A 15152-nucleotide genomic window follows, 5' to 3' on the forward strand; every position below is an offset into this window, starting at 1 on the left:
AATTGCATTTAATATGCAATTGCAATTATGAGAATGTGTTGTAATCGGACAACAACTCAGTTTGCGCGGCTGAAGATTTGGGGGTTCAAATCCCTCCGTTCTCGCTCATTGAGGAGAGGTGGCCGAGAGGCTTATGGCGCTTTCCTGCTAAGAAAGAGCGGCTTAACAACCGTCGAGGGTTCAAATCCCTCTCTCTCCGTTTTCCCCCGATAGCTCAGTTGGTAGAGTGCTTGTGTGAAGAACAAGAGGCCGTCAGTTCGATACTGACTTGGGGGATTGCGTTGCCTCATAGCTCAACGGTAGAGCTGCACGCTGTTAACGTGATGGTTGTAGGTTCGAGTCCTACTGAGGCAGCCATTTTTTAAATTGCCGGGTGGACAAATTGGTAAAGTCGGATGCCTCTGAAGCATCAGTTTGTAGCTTCAAAGCCTACCCCGGCATTCAATTATTGGGAAGTCGCCTAATCGGTATGGCACCGCTCTTTGAAAGCGGACAAATGTAGGTTCAAGCCCTACCTTCCCAGTTCTGCTATTACCAAAGCAGATTAATTATACTCCTGTAGCCCAATTGGAAGAGGCGGCAATTTCAAAAATTGTCAAGTGTGAGTTCAAATCTCACTAGGAGTACCAAATTTTCCTTAAGTTTATACTTGCTCTTGTGGCGGAATTGGCAGACGCGGCAGACTTAAAATCTGTTCTATTTTGATTGTGAGTTCGAGTCTCACCAGGAGCATGAACGGGATGTGGCGCAATTTGGTAGCGCGGCGGCTTTGGGAGCCGAAGGTTGCAGGTTCAAATCCTGCTATCCCGACTTTACCCCTGTGATGTAATTGGAAAACATTACTCGCTCAGAACGAGTATTTTGCAGGTTCAAATCCTGTCAGGGGTACTTGGTTAATAGCCAATTTCTACTATTTGCTCTCGTGGCGAAACGGCAGACGCGCTAGTTCGAGAAGCTAGTTTTTTACAGGTTCAAATCCTGTCGGGAGCATGAATTTTTAATATATATAAGATAAAATTACAGTGGTTAACTATCAACTATCAACTATCAACTGTCAACTGTCAACTGTCAACTATTTTGCCCTTGTAGCCCAATTGGAAGAGGTGCCTCGCTTAGAACGAGGAGGTTGCTGGTTCGAGGCCAGCCAGGGGTATTTGGTGATATCGCGGGTGAAGTAGCCTGGGTAGGCTTGGAGGTCTCATAAGCCTCTTCATAGCAGGTTCAACTCCTGTCCCCGCCACCAAAATTGCAGGTGTGATGTAATTGGCAACATGAGGCTCTTGTAAAGCTTTTATGCGAGTTCAACTCTCGCCACTTGCTTGTCCTAAAGCTCAGAAGGAGTCTATCTAATTGTGCTAACTTTTCAATAGAAGTTACAGAGCTAATTTTTTGTAGCAAATCCGAGTTAAAAGCATGAAAAGAATTGCGATCGCCCAAAACACGCTAAAAATTCTCGAAGATGGTTGCTACTTGTCCCCGGAAGGGAAGCAGGTTAAGATCGATCGCCAATTAGCCTCCTGTATTGCTGGGACGGCATACTACGAACCCGAAGCCCTGTCAGCGATTCAGGAAAACGTTCTCTCAGGTACTCCCCAATTCTCGAACACCGAATTTATGGTGAGAAATGAGACAACGCTGGTGGGTGCAGAGCGTATAGGGCGATCGCACAAATTTGCAAAAATAGGAGTCCTAAATTTCGCTTCTGCCAAAAATCCGGGTGGTGGATTCATCAGAGGCGCTCAAGCGCAAGAAGAGAGCTTAGCACGCAGTTCTGCACTGTACAAAAGCCTCTTAAAATGTCCTAAATATTACGAGTATCATCGCTCTCATAAATCGCTGCTCTACTCCGATCGACTCATCTACTCTCCCGGCTGTTCAGTATTCCGAAAAGATGATGGAACTTTGCTTGAGGAACCTTATCTTGTTGATTTTATCACGAGTTGCGCTCCGAATGCTGGTGAGATTTCCCGAAAAGAGTCAGAAAGTACGGGAAAAATTCGCGAAACTCTGTACGGACGCGGTGCAAAATTGTTGGCTTTAGCTGTTAACAAAGGTTCCGATGCGTTAATTTTAGGAGCTTGGGGATGTGGTGTCTTCAGGAACGATCCATCTATGGTAGCTCAGATGTTTGCAGACTTTTTATTGCCGAATGGTCAATTTGCTGACAGATTCAAAAGCGTACTATTTTCCGTCCTAGACTCTAGCGAAGAAGGAAGGATATTTGCAGAATTTGACAGTAGATTTTCCTCAAATTAATCGAGATTTTTCATAACGATGAGCAGTCTATAAAAGCAGTTTTACATTTTCGATCGCGCGGATATGGTGTAACGGTAGCATTCGAGTCTTCCAAACTCTAGGCACGAGTTCGAGCCTCGTTATCCGCTTGGCTGATTAAACAGTTGACAGTTGACAGTTGACAGTTGACAGTGAAGTTTTACAATTGTTGACAAGTGACTGTTACACGTAAACTAAAATATCAAATTTGTTTGCGGGTGTGATGTAAAGGTTAGCATTTGAGTATGCCATTCTCAGCGCATGGGTTCGAGTCCCATCATCCGCTTTTGGAGTCCTGTTTGCTACAAGCAAGAGCGGGGTAATATCCTGTCATGACTACCAATTTATGGGAGTGTAGCTCAATGGATAGAGCGCCGCGCTTCGGACGCGGATGTTGTGGGTTCGACTCCTACCACTCTCGTTGTTATTGCTTGATTTTAAGGAGGTTGATTCCATTGAATGATTAATTTTTTATATTGCAAAACTTACCTATTCGATCGAAGAAACCGGGTTTTTTATCTCATCTTTTGGTGAAGGCGGAAGATTTTCGGAAAAAACCCGGTTTATGACCATTGATGCGTAAGTCTTATGTTAAGAGCGATTCCCTACGGGATAGCTGCGTCGCGCGTACTTTGCGTGTCCCAATCTTTGGAGCCTACATACTTTAGTACGAGAGGAAAGGTAACGCTGTCAAAAACGGCGCGCGTTTGCGAACGGGGAGTGCAGTGAACCCGATAGGTAGGCTTAGAAGTAGCCATCCTTTAAAGAGTGTGTAATAACTCATCGGCGGAGTCCCTCTAGTAACTCAGAAAACGCAATGCTCTGATAACTCGCACGCAAATAGTGCGATCGGCGCAGCTATCCTTAGGGAATTGCACTATTTCACCTTTTAATAAAGTTATAACCAAAGGAGTTTCCCATGCCTGTAATTGCTATGGAAGTAAAAACCGCGCAAAATCATCCTAATGCTGATGCGCTATATCTCTATAATTTTGAAGCTCCAGGGCATGATTCAGTGCAAATTGTTGCCAACTCAGAAAACATTTATGATGTTGGCGATATCGTTGCGATAGCCTTAACTGATTCTGTGCTGAAAGACGGTACTATAATCAAACCGGCAAAGCTGCGAGGTGTTTATTCTTTTGGTATGGCTTTGGGCAAAGTTGATGAAGTAATTGGTACCGATTTGTCGGCAATTTACTGTCAACAAACAGCGGATCGATCGACCGTAATGCAAACATGGCCGAGCATCGAACTGCTGTACAATCTTCGTCGCAGTTTAGAATTGGTTGGGGAAGCTCCGAAGATAACTTATCGAGCTAAAATTAAACTCGACGGTACTAATGGTGGCATTCAAATCTTTACTGATGGTAAAGTTGCTGTCCAAAGTCGATCGCAAATAATCTCCCCAGAAAACGACAATCTCGGCTTTGCGAATTGGGTAAATCAAAATATCGATTACTTCTCTCGATTGGCGAGTACCGAACACGCAACTATTTTTGGGGAATGGTGCGGTAAAGGCATTCAGAAACGGACGGCTGTATCTGAGATCGATCGCAAAATCTTTGCAGTGTTTGCGGTTCAATTTGGCGGCATAGATGGAAAAGTTGCCAAACTGGAAATTCGCCCGGACAAAATCGCTGAGTTTTTGCCAAAACATCCCGATATTTTTGTCTTACCTTTTTATGGAGAACCGATTGTTTTGGATTTTGGCGATCGCACTCAACTAGAATCGGCTGTTGATATTCTCAATCAAGCGGTTGATACTGTAGAAAAACTAGATCCTTGGGTGAAAGAAACTTTCGGCCTCGAAGGGATTGGCGAAGGCTTGGTAATGTTTCCCGAAAGCGGCGAACTTGCGGAAAGGTTGTCTTATGCGGAACTGCTGTTCAAAGCCAAAGGCGAAAAACACCAAGCTATAAAAACAAAACAACCAGTTCAACTCGACCCAGAAGTTGCTCAAAGCATTGATGACTTTGTGAATCTGTTTGTAACCCCTGCTCGATTAGAACAAGGAGTGACAGAAGTTTGTTCTGGTCAGTTTGACATGGACAAAATCGGAGCATTTTTAAAATGGTTTAACGCTGACGTACAGAAAGAAAGTGTTGCAGAACTAGAAGCTGCTGGCTTGACCTGGAAAGAGGTTAATAAAGCAGTGATGAATGCAGCCAAAAAATGGTATCAAGAAAAGTCGAAAGCTTTGTAGGTGTTGGATTTGCAATAAGTCCTGTAGGGGCGGGTTCGCCAACAATAACTGCCTACAAATAACAATCTTATAAACCCGCCCCCGCCCAACGACAAATCCCAATTAATTGAATGAACATGATGTTAATTAAAGATTGCCCATAAATCAAAGAAACCGGGTTTTTCATACAATCTGCGAACTATAGCGAAGTATTTTCGCAAAAAACCCGGTTTCTGCCCACCCGCGCTCCAGCCTTATTAACAAACAATACGGGAGTGTAACTCAACTGGATAGAGTGTCGAGCTTCTACCTCGAATGTTGTGGGTTCGAGTCCTACCGCTCCTGTTAAATGGGTTCGTAGCTTAACTGGAAAAGCATCTAGCTGGCTGCTAGAAAGATATCGGTTCAAATCCGATCGCAATCCACCAATCTTGGGTCTGTAGCTTAATTGGAAAAGCACTTAGTTCGCAACTAGGAAAATGTCGGTTCGAGTCCGACCAGTATCCACCAAAAAAGGGGTCATAGCTCAATTGGTAGAGCGCTTGCCTTGCACGCAAGAGGTTAGGAGTTCGATTCTCCTTGATTCCATGCGGTGTCTGAAGTCGAAGCGGTCGAGACGCTAGCCTGTGAATCCCTCAGTGCGAGCGTCCCGCTCGCGAGCAACACCATAACGTCCCGTCGGATACCCTTGGAAGATGCCGCTAAACGGTTGGCAACTGGCCTCGAAAACCAGGGTACAGGCAACTGTAAAGGTTCGATTCCTTCATCTTCCTTTTAATATCAAATCCGGTTTATTGTACCGATAATCCTAGGGATAAAGCAGTGCTGTGTCCTTACAAATACGGCGCGAGGCGACAGGGATTTGATCTCACCACCGGAATCCGAAAAGCGAGGAACTGTGCTGATAACGCAGAGGTAGAAGGGGCAGTACCTTCCCGGTGGATTTCCTATGTTTGAGCCATAGGAATCATGGATGTTTTGCATCATGGAAGATGCCGCTAAATGGTCAGCAACTTGTCTTGAAAACAAGGGTACAGGTAACACCTGTAAGGGTTCGATTCCTTCATCTTCCTTAATGAAATATTCGGGGACTTGGCAAATAGATTTGCTATCCTATAAGTAGGTAGACATATATATTACCTGTCCGAAAAGATAACGAAGTAATCCGAAAACCCTGCGATTGCTTCGTTCCTCGCAATGACATTGTTGCATTTATTTATGTCCACCTACTTAGCAATAGAAATTTTGGGGAGGTCGCCTAAATGGAATGGCACCGTAAAAACTAGGTAAAGCGGCTCTCAAAAGGACGATCGCGTTTGTTGAGTAGGGTAAAAAGTTGCTTCGCGACGTTCCCTGAAAACACAAACTGGCAGCGGGTTGCAGATGCACTGAAAGGAATTAACAGTCCGAGATGGGGGCAGTTCCCGTCTGCTTGCGGGCAGTAAGGAAGCGCGTTTCCTGAAAGTTGCTGTCGATCGATGCGGGTTCGAGTCCCGTCCTCTCCATTCTTGGTTCAAAACCGAGGAGTTTCAACCCGTGCCCTAACAGTTAAAGCATACATACCCGGCTGTTAACCGACTAAAACCAATGCTTTGCGGACTTGCACGGGTTGAATCTCAGAACCTCAGTTGCCGTTGAGGTTTAGATCGCGATCGCAACTGCCGATCGGGCGCAGCCTAGTCATCAACTGTTTCAGCAAGAAGCCATTGCTGTTCCATGCCGTATAAGGACTGGCCCCTTGTCCTTTGAGGCACAAGGTTTGTCGGGCTTTGTTGTGGCAGATTGTTGCCAACAGGCTAACGACAGCCACTAAGCCGAGTTCATCGACAAGGGCTTCGAGTTCATTTTGGGTCACAAGTACACCTCCAGGGTTGACTATTTCCCTAAAGGATAGCATAATGGGGTAAGACTGGGTACTAAATGGGGTTAGTCAGTGGTATCTTTATCATCAATGAGCTTATATTCCTTGATAGTTGCCAGGAGCATCAGTTTAGACATGGATATTCCTGACTCGTCAGACAGCTTCTTCAGCTTTTGATGGATTCGGTTAGGCATTGTGACTTTTATGGTTTTGGAAGCTTCATCTTGTTCGGCCATTTTCAGCAGTCATATTTAGTTGACATCAGCTTATCTTCTTTCGGAGTATCGATCGCCCTTTCCTTCTATTGTCTCTAGAGATGCGGGCGATCGCGCCGTTGAAAAGCACTACTGCTACCATGGTTTCAGCCTTGGTGATTCCCAAAACTTCTTAACAAACAATCTTAAACATGAGAAAACTCATATATTACGTGGCTTCCACCGTTGACGGGTTTATTGCTCGCGAAGATGGCTCCTTTGATTGCTTTCCGATGGCCGGAGAGCATTTTGCCGATTTGTTCGATCGCTTTCCCGAAACCATTCCGGCTCACCTTCACGAAGCGCTGGGAATTAATTTTTCAGGAAACAAGCAATTTGATGCTGTTTTGATGGGGCGCAAAACCTATGAAGTCGGGCTAAATGTCGGTTTGACTAATCCTTATCCCAGCTTGAAGCAGTATGTCTTTTCGCGCAGTATGACAGCCAGCCCCGATGGGAATGTTGCACTGGTTTCGGAAAATGCTGTTGAATTGGTTCAGGAATTGAAGCAAGAAACGGGTAAAGACATCTGGCTGTGCGGTGGTGGTGAGTTAGCAGCAACGGTGGTTTCAGAGATTGACGAGATGATTGTCAAGTTGAATCCGGTAGTCATTGGGGCGGGAATTCCTGTGTTTGCAAGGGCGATCGCGCCGACGAATCTGGAATTGGTCGATCGAAAAATCTACAGTAACGGTTTCATGCTGCTGCACTATCGATTGCAAAAATGAGGTGTTTTGGCGATCGTATAAAATTATCTGCGTTAATCCGCGTTCATCTGCGGTTAAAAATAAAAAATATTTAGGTAAAATTTATGAAGAGTTTAAAACACTTCGACTATTATCTAGTGCTCGATTTGGAAGCAACCTGCTGCGACAAAGGATCGATCGCCCGAAATCAGATGGAAATTATCGAGATCGGCGCAGTGATGGTAGATTCCACAACCCTAACAATCGTTGATGAATTTCAAACCTTCGTCAAACCCTTGCGCCATCCCATTCTCACCGAATTCTGCACGGCGCTAACATCGATCGCCCAAACGGAAGTCGATCGGGCTCCAACTTACCCAGAAGCAAGCGCGATGCTGAAAAACTGGCTGTCTGGCTACCCAAACGGTGTATTTGGTTCCTGGGGAGACTACGATCGCAAACAATTTAAAAAGGATAGCAACTTTCATCAACTTCCTTTTCCCATTGCTTATCCTCACATCAATCTCAAAAAAGTCTTTTCAGAAACCCAAGGCTTGCCAAAAAGGTACGGCATGGAAACAGCCTTAGAACTTGCGGGTTTACCCCTAGAAGGAACTCATCACCGAGGGATTGACGATGCGAGAAACATCGCTAAATTGTTGCCCTATATTCTAGGTCAAAAAAACCTTACTTGATTCTAGGTTCGTAGTGAGGACTTTAGTCCTTATTCTAGGTTCGTAGTGAGGACTTTAGTCCTTATTCTAGGTTCGTAGTATCGTACCGTCGGTGCGGGCGTCGTTTCCAAGATTCAGCGATAGCATTTTGCTGAATTGATAAGTAACAGAAAAGCCAATTGCCCGAATGGTAATTGGCTTTTCTGTTTGCTTGTTTGTAAAGGTGCTGTTGTAAGATAGTTAGTGGGGCGATCGCCAGTCAATAGAAATAACGTTCGTGCCTGCACAACACAGTTGAATTCAAAAAACGCATGATGCTACAATACGTACATGAATTTTGAGTGGGATGAAAACAAAGCAGCGAGAAATCTGTCAAAGCACGGAGTCTCATTTGAAGAGGCAAAAACTGTTTTTGACGATCCGCTATATGTCGATTTCTACGATCCAGACCATTCTGATGAGGAAGATCGATATATTATTGTAGGAGAATCGCGCCGAGGCCGTTTATTAATAGTGTCTTATACGGAAAGGGGCAAGACAATTCGTTTAATTAGCGCCAGAGAAGTAACTAGAAAAGAGCGAGAAGTTTATGAAGAAGGCTGAAACAGATATGGAAGACGAACTGCGATCGGAATACGATCTGAAGAGCTTGCGAGTGAGAAAAGTAGGTCATGCACGCAAGAGTTTTAGCGGGCTGACAGTTCATCTGGAACCTGATGTTGCAGAAATGTTTCCTGACTCTGAAGCAGTGAATGAAGCTCTAAGATTTTTGATGAGAGTTATGAAAGAAAATAAGTATTCTGTCGGTAATATTAAAGGCGATGGTTAGCAGTTAGTGAAGGATCTCGCGATCGAACAAAATATGCGTTTTGCCATCCGCGAAGGCGATCGTACCGTCGGTGCGGGCGTCGTCTCCAAGATTCAGCGATAGCATTTTGCTGAATTGATAAGTAGCAGAAAACTTACGCATCAAAACCCAAGAAACCGGGTTTTTTGCCCTTGCTGTGGGCGACAACGAAAGATTTTCGTAAAAAACCCGGTTTCTGACCACCCGTGCGTCCAGGACTATAGCAGAAAAGCCAAACCTATTTGGGTAATTGGCTTTTCTGTTTGCTTGTTTATTATGTAAAATGATTAGTGGAGCGGTGGAACCAAAATTTTATAATAAAACATTTGAAACACAAATGAGCCAGGAATTATGTCAAGCTGTTTGTCATCTTGATTTTGACAGAGTTATCGCTCTCCTATATCGGGGAGATGATATAAATTTTAGAGATGAAAGTTGCTCAGATAGTACCCCTTTACACCAAGCAATTATGGTAGAATCCTTCAGGATGGCTGAAACATTAATTGCTAGAGGCGCAGATGTTAATGCAGCAGACAGAGCTAACAATACACCTCTACATTCATCTATCTCCTATAAAAATCTAGAGTTAGCAAAATTGCTGATTGACTCTGGTGCCGATGTAAATTTCCGGTGCGGTACTGGCTCTGTAGACACTCCTTTACAGGCAGCAGCTTGGAACAACCAACCCAAGATTGTTGAAGCACTTGTTGCTGCTGGAGCAGATATCAATATAGTCGATCGTTATGGGCAAACCCCTATTCTGGTTGCAGCTTGGAAAGGACATCAAGAAATTCTCGAAATACTATTTTCTCAAGGTGCTGTTGTCAACATATACATTTCTGCTGCACTCGGCAATATTCAGGAGGTTGAGTCTTACCTTGAACAAGGGGGCGATCCAAATGCTCGAACCGGACGAACACCTCCTTACGGCAATACTTTGTTGTACTTCGCAGTAGCAAATAACCAAATTGAGGTAGCTGACCTACTAATTAAGTATGGTGCAGATGTGAATGGAGAATGCGCTCAAGGTTTTTATCCTTTGATCGCTGCTTCCTGGTTGGGTTTTGTGGAAATGGTGCAACTATTAATCGATCGCGGAGCCGATGTTAGCGTCATCATAGATTTCGGGAATGGAGCTTTAGAATTAGCAGCAGAGAACGGACACAAAGAGGTTGTGCAAATTTTGCTCGAACGCAGACTGTCATTAGAGGGAACCGCTTACGGCTATGAAAATCATATCGAGCGAGCGATGGATGAAGCGGCTGCGGGAGGACACAAAGATGTGGTCAGGTTTTTACTGTTGCAAGGAGTAACAATTAGCAAAACAGCTATTCACGCTGCTGGGGAGCGGGGACACAAACCAGTTGTAGAAATTCTAATCGCTTTTGGAGCTGATGTTAATGCTAAAGATTATAGCGAAAATACAGCCTTACACAAAGCAGCTCTCAAAGGACATTTGGAAATTGTGCAACTTCTATTGATTTCAGGAGCCTATGTCAATGCTAGAGATAATAACAGATGTACAGCATTACACAACGCAGTTTCACTCGGTCACTTAAATATTGTGCGATCGCTCTTAGCTTCTGGAGCAGAGGTGAATCCACGCAATCAACGGGGTTGTACCCCAATTCAATTGGCTAAGTGCAGAAATCAACAAGATATAGTTGAGGTTTTGATGGCTCAATCGCTCAAAATAGGATTAGATATGCGATCGGTTTGCAGTGCGTGCCAATACAGACGATCGCGATCGTAAATTTTATGCGGATGCTACGTGCTATCGACTAAATTTAAATAGCAAATTCGTTATTTCATAAGCTACTATAGAAGCAATAACTCACAGGTTACGAGTATGACTTCGACACCGAACACTCAAACAAAGATTATCCGAACAGAACGCGGACTGACTATCGCAGGTACGCGCATCACCTTAATAAGGTCGATCGCTCACGATCGCGAAATCGCCCCCGATCGCACTTTTTGCAGTTCCGGCAATTTGAAAGCCAAAACAATATCTGCTTGAGGAATTCCCGCCGCCATCAACTCGTAAGCAACTCCATCTTCCGTACCATCGTGTTCGATCCACAGCTTGTTGTCGATAATTTCAATGTGGATCAAATTTCCGTAGATGCGATGACCGTTTTGCCAGCCTGTTTCGACTAACAAATAGCGATCGCGCTTTTCATCTAATACTAATTTGACCTCAGCTAGGTCGTCATTACCGAGAAAATCGATATATTCTTGGAGAATTCTTTCAACGATGTCGCGATATTGAATGTTTAATGAATCCATTGCACGATTGCCTCCTCTGCTGGCTCGAAGGTAACTAAACGAATGATACCATCAGTAGCTTGCGGGTTCTTGGCTCTTGTCGATCGCCCTTACAGAAAACTCGCCAGCCGGCGATCGCCACAAATATTTACAAAAATAGTTGATATTTCAGATTAGTTGTGTTATAGTAGCCTAGATGCGGGAGTATAGCTCAGTTGGTTAGAGCAGGTGACTCTTAATCTCAAGGTCGAAGGTTCAAGTCCTTCTACTCCCATCCTCAAACAACATAGTACAATGCCATTACCCGCAAGCTGTAGTGTTCTCGTCAATCTTAAAAAATTGAAAAGAATATTTGAGTCAATGAGCTTGTAAAATAATTTTCATGAACATCCAGCAATTTGTTGACAATTCCCTCGGACAGTGGCGATCGCAGCGCAGCGCCCATCACTTGACTTTCCGACACTTTGAAGCGATCGAGTCAGTCATTGATATCGTTGCACTCTCACCCGATGATGCTGCCGTAATCGACCTCTGCAAATCCTACAACATCGACCCAGCCCAAGCAGTCAACCCCTTTCACATGGCATGGGAAGGCCAGTCAGATTGGGATGAAAACGCTGAAATGAAAGGCAGTTGTATCCTCGTACCAATCCCAGATCCCACAGTCCCCAATCGCGGTAAACTACTGCGAGACCAAGGATATGCCGAAACCATTCCCGCCGCCGCCGACTATCACATCACAGACGATGGCACCTTTGTCCTCCTGACAAGCTACGATAACGCCGCCGCCGAAGAAAAAATTTGGTTTGCCAATCCCAACCTGCGCTTTCGTGTTTCCCTGATCAAAACCAGTAAAGGAAGTGGAGTTGTCACCGCATCATTTTCTTCAGAAATTCGATCGCTCTCCGGCAAATAATACCAATTATCGAAAATCATGCAACAATATTTGTAAGTTGCGCCGCCACAAACAATCCCTAATTTTAATCGAGAATATCGCAGCGACGCACCTTACCTAAAGAGTAGATGAAACAAGCAGAACAATTGTTTTGTAACCAGAGTTTTGATAAATGGTAGAGCGGTTCTCAACCAAGTGATGTACTCACCGCCAATTACCAATTACTAATCCGTACCTCACTTGATAATTGCTATATAACAAAGTAAAAAAACTTATGAATTCAGTTAAAACAAATAATGATTTAATCACTCTGGCTCAGTGGATGGCCGGGGATTTCAGCAACTACAAACAATCCTTTGAAAAACCACAACAATTTGCCCACATTCATATATTTTTCCGCCCCTTACCATTTGATTTTTTTAACGCCATTGGCTTTTACTCCGAGCAGGTTTATGACCACGATCTGTGGACTCCCTACCGTCAAGGAGTCCACAAATTAATAGACCAAGGAGAACAAATTTATATTGAAAATTATAGTCTCAACGATCCAGTACAATACGCCGGAGCAGCACGGGAATTAAGCATTCTCAAAACAATTAAACCAGATTGCATTCAACGGCGCTACAATTGCTCTATGGTTTTCAAACGAGAAGGAGAAATGTTTCGTGGTAGTGTAGAACCAGGAAACCAGTGTCTCATCGAAAAAAAAGGTTGTTCAACCTACCTCATCAGCGACGTGGAAATTACCGAAACAACCTGGAGCAGTCTCGATCGCGGTATGGATGTAAATACTCACGAACAGATTTGGGGCTCAGAGAATGGCTCCTTATGGTTTGAAAAGCGTCAAAGTTTTGCCGGAGAGCTACCGCCTCTCTAATTTTCCCGCCGACGAATTTCCAGGCGAGCGCAGCACATACTACAGCCACACCTATTACCCTAAAAGACTCCTGTACCCCAAAAAACTCCTGTAGTACGTGAAACAGCAACCTCCCCTGGAATGTTACATTATGTAAAGTTTTCTAATATAACATCCAATTATGGTAAATTTTCACATAACACAATAGTGGAGATTTTTTAAATGGTTTTTGGACCTGCATCTCGACTTGGAGTCAGTTTATTTGAAGAAACACCCTGTTTAGAACTGATTCCAGGACGTTCACAAGAAGAAGTAGAAACCATTATTCGTGCCGTCTACCGGCAAGTTTTGGGTAATGCTTACGTCATGGAAAGCGAACGGGCAACAATTCCTGAATCGCAATTCAAAAGTGGTGCATTGAGTGTACGCGAATTTGTCCGCGCTCTGGCAAAATCCGACGCTTACCGTTCTCGCTTTTTCGATACTTGTCCTCGCTATCGGTTTCTTGAACTGAATTTCAAACATCTTCTCGGTCGAGCTCCGGATGGCCTAGAAGAAATGAGAACCCATAGCACTATCTTAGATACTCAAGGCTACGAGGCAGATATTGATTCTTACCTCGACAGCGATGAATACCAAAACGCCTACGGCGAAAATATCGTTCCCTACTACCGAGGCTACAAAACCCAACCAGGACAAAATATGGTTGGGTTTACTCATATGTTTGCTCTCTTGCGCGGCCCTTCCAGCAGCGATTTCAAAGGAAGTCTTTCTGGAAAATCCCCAGTTTTGAACAAATACGTGATTCAAGAAACCCCTGTAGCAGTCATTCCTCCTTCCGGCGGTTCAGTTGGAGATGGTTGGTCATTTCCCGATAGACAGCGCGGTGCTAAAAGTGTTTACAACGTTGCTTCTGGTGACGAAGGTAAGGTTTTCCGTATCGAAGTAACTGGCTATCGCACTTCTGCAAAGAATCGGGTTCAAAAAATTCGGCAGAGCAACCAAGTTTATGTAGTGCCGTTTTCCAGACTTTCCCAAGAATATCAACGCATCCACAAACAAGGCGGCGTAATTGCCAGCATCACTGCTGTCAACTAGAAACCGTTTAAACTTCTAGCTTCACGACTTGGGGAATTACCTCCCTGAGCGTGTTTTTCTTCAATCCTTAATTCCCTGTTTTGAAACGTTATTTAGTCTTAGGAGAAACTCAATGAGTGTGGTTTTAGATGCACCAGTAGAACTTTGGTCTACTAGCAGTTCCGATGATACACAGGCCGTAATTCGGGCAGTTTACAAGCAAGTGCTCGGCAATCCCCACGTGATGGAAAGCGAACGCCTGACTGTGGCAGAATCCCAGTTGTGCGATGGTGGGACGACAGTACGGGAATTTGTCCGCGCTGTGGCAAAATCCGACTTCTATCGCAGTCGGTATTTTGAATCATGCGCTCCCTACCGCTTTGTCGAGCTAAACTTTAAACATTTGTTAGGTCGCGCTCCCTTAGACCAAGCAGAACTTTCTGAGCATATTCGCACCTGTATCGAAAAAGGCTACGATGCAGAAATTGACTCGTACCTTGACAGTCAAGAATATGAGGACAAATTTGGCGAGAATACAGTCCCTTATTATCAAGGCGCAAAAAGTCAACTCGGACAAAAGCAAGTTGGCTACAATCGCACTCTTTCCCTGTATCAAGGTTATGCAGGAGTTGACAGTGCTTTTACCGCTTCTCGCTTAGTTGACTTCGTAGCTGGTAATAGTGGTAACAAAATTACTTTACCAAGCACAGGCGGTCGCATTAGTGCTTCCAAAGATGCCACCGAAAAAATGTTCAAGATTGTTGTCAAAGGAGCTAAATTTGATAGCCCTCGCCGAGTGAGCAACACTGAATATCTTGTCTCTGGTGGGAAGATGACTCCGCAAATTCAGCGCATTCATCGCGCTGGCGGAAAAATTGTCAGCATCACCGAAGTTGCTTAAGCCATAGACTGATGACGCGAGCCTGAGTCGGGGATAACTAGAAACTTTCTTGGGTTCCCCTTTATGAGCTGAGCTAGATTCTTCTATCGTTTTTTTTGATTGAGGTTTCGTATCTTAATACTTTCTCTAGAGCGAGTTTCTTATTCGCTCTTTTTCTGTTTAAAAAAGCCAAAAACTTGATTTATAGAAGAAGGCCTTAATTATCTAGGGGAGAAGGAAAAAATATTTGGTCGAAGCACGTCCAGGACTGTTTCTCAAATCTAAATTCTAAAATGGTATTATAAAACTTTATTAAGTTTGTAAGCAGTAGTAAGCAATAGTAGTATCATATAGTCAAAATGGTCAACTGAGAGAATTATTGCGATCGTCAAAAA

At 44.1% G+C, this 15152-nt stretch carries 14 protein-coding genes, 22 tRNA genes, 1 pseudogene and 1 other annotated feature; of the genes and pseudogenes, 34 read left to right on the plus strand and 3 right to left on the minus strand.

The window, feature by feature from the left end; translation table 11 throughout:
* Positions 1-29 precede the first annotated feature (29 nt).
* The 23 genes from JGK14_RS20290 to JGK14_RS20400 all read left to right on the plus strand — a co-directional run bounded on the left by JGK14_RS20290 (position 30) and on the right by JGK14_RS20400 (position 5532).
* Positions 30-104: transfer RNA gene (locus tag JGK14_RS20290), tRNA-Arg, on the plus strand.
* Positions 105-112: 8 nt separating this feature from the next.
* A tRNA-Ser gene (locus JGK14_RS20295) sits at positions 113-199 on the plus strand.
* A gap of 4 nt (positions 200-203) precedes the next feature.
* Positions 204-276 (plus strand) — tRNA-Phe (locus tag JGK14_RS20300).
* Positions 277-282: 6 nt separating this feature from the next.
* Positions 283-357 (plus strand) — tRNA-Asn (locus JGK14_RS20305).
* Positions 358-367: 10 nt separating this feature from the next.
* A tRNA-Gln gene (locus JGK14_RS20310) sits at positions 368-441 on the plus strand.
* Positions 442-449: 8 nt separating this feature from the next.
* Positions 450-523: transfer RNA gene (locus JGK14_RS20315), tRNA-Gln, on the plus strand.
* A 29-nt stretch (positions 524-552) separates the two neighbouring features.
* Positions 553-629: transfer RNA gene (locus JGK14_RS20320), tRNA-Leu, on the plus strand.
* A gap of 22 nt (positions 630-651) precedes the next feature.
* Positions 652-732 (plus strand) — tRNA-Leu (locus JGK14_RS20325).
* Positions 733-736: 4 nt separating this feature from the next.
* Positions 737-810, plus strand: a tRNA-Pro gene (locus JGK14_RS20330).
* Between the two features lie 4 nt (positions 811-814).
* Positions 815-888 (plus strand) — tRNA-Leu (locus tag JGK14_RS20335).
* 28 nt (positions 889-916) lie between these two features.
* A tRNA-Leu gene (locus JGK14_RS20340) sits at positions 917-990 on the plus strand.
* Positions 991-1079: 89 nt separating this feature from the next.
* A tRNA-Leu gene (locus tag JGK14_RS20345) sits at positions 1080-1153 on the plus strand.
* Positions 1154-1248: 95 nt separating this feature from the next.
* Positions 1249-1320 (plus strand) — tRNA-Thr (locus JGK14_RS20350).
* Between the two features lie 93 nt (positions 1321-1413).
* The gene (locus JGK14_RS20355) at positions 1414-2256 is read left to right on the plus strand and encodes a TIGR02452 family protein (RefSeq protein ID WP_293183794.1); all 843 of its coding nucleotides are present in this window, start codon (positions 1414-1416) and stop codon (positions 2254-2256) included.
* 57 nt (positions 2257-2313) lie between these two features.
* Positions 2314-2384, plus strand: a tRNA-Gly gene (locus JGK14_RS20360).
* Positions 2385-2488: 104 nt separating this feature from the next.
* A tRNA-Gly gene (locus JGK14_RS20365) sits at positions 2489-2560 on the plus strand.
* Positions 2561-2622: 62 nt separating this feature from the next.
* A tRNA-Arg gene (locus JGK14_RS20370) sits at positions 2623-2695 on the plus strand.
* A gap of 310 nt (positions 2696-3005) precedes the next feature.
* Positions 3006-3061 (plus strand) — a sequence feature (23S ribosomal RNA rRNA prediction is too short).
* A gap of 132 nt (positions 3062-3193) precedes the next feature.
* Positions 3194-4480: an RNA ligase family protein gene (locus JGK14_RS20375; protein ID WP_325315415.1), complete on the plus strand. Its 1287-nt coding sequence runs from the start codon at positions 3194-3196 to the stop codon at positions 4478-4480.
* 250 nt (positions 4481-4730) lie between these two features.
* Positions 4731-4804, plus strand: a tRNA-Arg gene (locus JGK14_RS20380).
* 6 nt (positions 4805-4810) lie between these two features.
* Positions 4811-4887: transfer RNA gene (locus tag JGK14_RS20385), tRNA-Ala, on the plus strand.
* 5 nt (positions 4888-4892) lie between these two features.
* Positions 4893-4969: transfer RNA gene (locus JGK14_RS20390), tRNA-Ala, on the plus strand.
* 5 nt (positions 4970-4974) lie between these two features.
* Positions 4975-5047: transfer RNA gene (locus JGK14_RS20395), tRNA-Ala, on the plus strand.
* A gap of 399 nt (positions 5048-5446) precedes the next feature.
* Positions 5447-5532 (plus strand) — tRNA-Ser (locus JGK14_RS20400).
* Between the two features lie 551 nt (positions 5533-6083).
* Here JGK14_RS20400 and JGK14_RS20405 read toward each other — a convergent pair.
* A complete protein-coding gene (locus JGK14_RS20405) occupies positions 6084-6314 on the minus strand; it encodes a hypothetical protein (protein ID WP_293212501.1) in 231 nt (76 codons plus the stop codon).
* A gap of 71 nt (positions 6315-6385) precedes the next feature.
* A complete protein-coding gene (locus JGK14_RS20410) occupies positions 6386-6556 on the minus strand; it encodes a hypothetical protein (RefSeq protein ID WP_293203416.1) in 171 nt (56 codons plus the stop codon).
* A 170-nt stretch (positions 6557-6726) separates the two neighbouring features.
* Between JGK14_RS20410 and JGK14_RS20415 the strand changes: the two genes are divergently transcribed.
* From JGK14_RS20415 to JGK14_RS20440, 6 genes and pseudogenes are all read left to right on the plus strand, one after another.
* Positions 6727-7302, plus strand: a complete 576-nt coding sequence (locus JGK14_RS20415) for a dihydrofolate reductase family protein (RefSeq protein ID WP_293183801.1) — start codon at positions 6727-6729, stop codon at positions 7300-7302.
* An 83-nt stretch (positions 7303-7385) separates the two neighbouring features.
* Positions 7386-7955: a 3'-5' exonuclease gene (locus tag JGK14_RS20420; protein WP_293313619.1), complete on the plus strand. Its 570-nt coding sequence runs from the start codon at positions 7386-7388 to the stop codon at positions 7953-7955.
* A 309-nt stretch (positions 7956-8264) separates the two neighbouring features.
* Positions 8265-8537 (plus strand): BrnT family toxin, encoded by a 273-nt coding sequence (locus JGK14_RS20425; protein WP_293183806.1) that lies wholly within the window; start codon positions 8265-8267, stop codon positions 8535-8537.
* Positions 8524-8763 carry a hypothetical protein gene (locus JGK14_RS20430; protein ID WP_293197513.1) on the plus strand — a complete coding sequence of 80 codons (240 nt, stop codon included), beginning with the start codon at positions 8524-8526 and terminating at the stop codon, positions 8761-8763. Before JGK14_RS20425 ends, JGK14_RS20430 begins: the two co-directional genes overlap by 14 nt.
* A 12-nt stretch (positions 8764-8775) precedes the next feature.
* A pseudogene (locus tag JGK14_RS20435) lies at positions 8776-8865 on the plus strand (hypothetical protein); the annotation flags it as partial.
* 253 nt (positions 8866-9118) lie between these two features.
* Positions 9119-10534: an ankyrin repeat domain-containing protein gene (locus tag JGK14_RS20440; protein WP_293313616.1), complete on the plus strand. Its 1416-nt coding sequence runs from the start codon at positions 9119-9121 to the stop codon at positions 10532-10534.
* 191 nt (positions 10535-10725) lie between these two features.
* Here the strand turns inward: JGK14_RS20440 and JGK14_RS20445 are convergent, their stop codons facing one another.
* Entirely contained in the window at positions 10726-11070 is a 345-nt protein-coding gene (locus JGK14_RS20445) for a XisI protein (protein WP_293183814.1), read from the minus strand.
* A 179-nt stretch (positions 11071-11249) separates the two neighbouring features.
* On the opposite strand from JGK14_RS20445, the gene JGK14_RS20450 reads away from it, so the two are divergent.
* From JGK14_RS20450 to JGK14_RS20470, 5 genes are all read left to right on the plus strand, one after another.
* Positions 11250-11323: transfer RNA gene (locus tag JGK14_RS20450), tRNA-Lys, on the plus strand.
* 108 nt (positions 11324-11431) lie between these two features.
* On the plus strand, positions 11432-11965 hold the full coding sequence (locus tag JGK14_RS20455; RefSeq protein WP_293183817.1) for a phycobiliprotein lyase: 534 nt from the start codon (positions 11432-11434) through the stop codon (positions 11963-11965).
* A 253-nt stretch (positions 11966-12218) separates the two neighbouring features.
* On the plus strand, positions 12219-12821 hold the full coding sequence (locus tag JGK14_RS20460; protein ID WP_293183820.1) for a chromophore lyase CpcT/CpeT: 603 nt from the start codon (positions 12219-12221) through the stop codon (positions 12819-12821).
* Positions 12822-13022: 201 nt separating this feature from the next.
* A complete protein-coding gene (locus tag JGK14_RS20465) occupies positions 13023-13898 on the plus strand; it encodes a phycobilisome linker polypeptide (RefSeq protein ID WP_293183822.1) in 876 nt (291 codons plus the stop codon).
* 112 nt (positions 13899-14010) lie between these two features.
* Positions 14011-14778, plus strand: a complete 768-nt coding sequence (locus JGK14_RS20470) for a phycobilisome rod-core linker polypeptide (protein ID WP_293183825.1) — start codon at positions 14011-14013, stop codon at positions 14776-14778.
* Positions 14779-15152: the final 374 nt, after the last annotated feature.

The organism is Microcoleus sp. PH2017_28_MFU_U_A (assembly GCF_020738035.1).
GTDB lineage: Bacteria > Cyanobacteriota > Cyanobacteriia > Cyanobacteriales > Microcoleaceae > Microcoleus.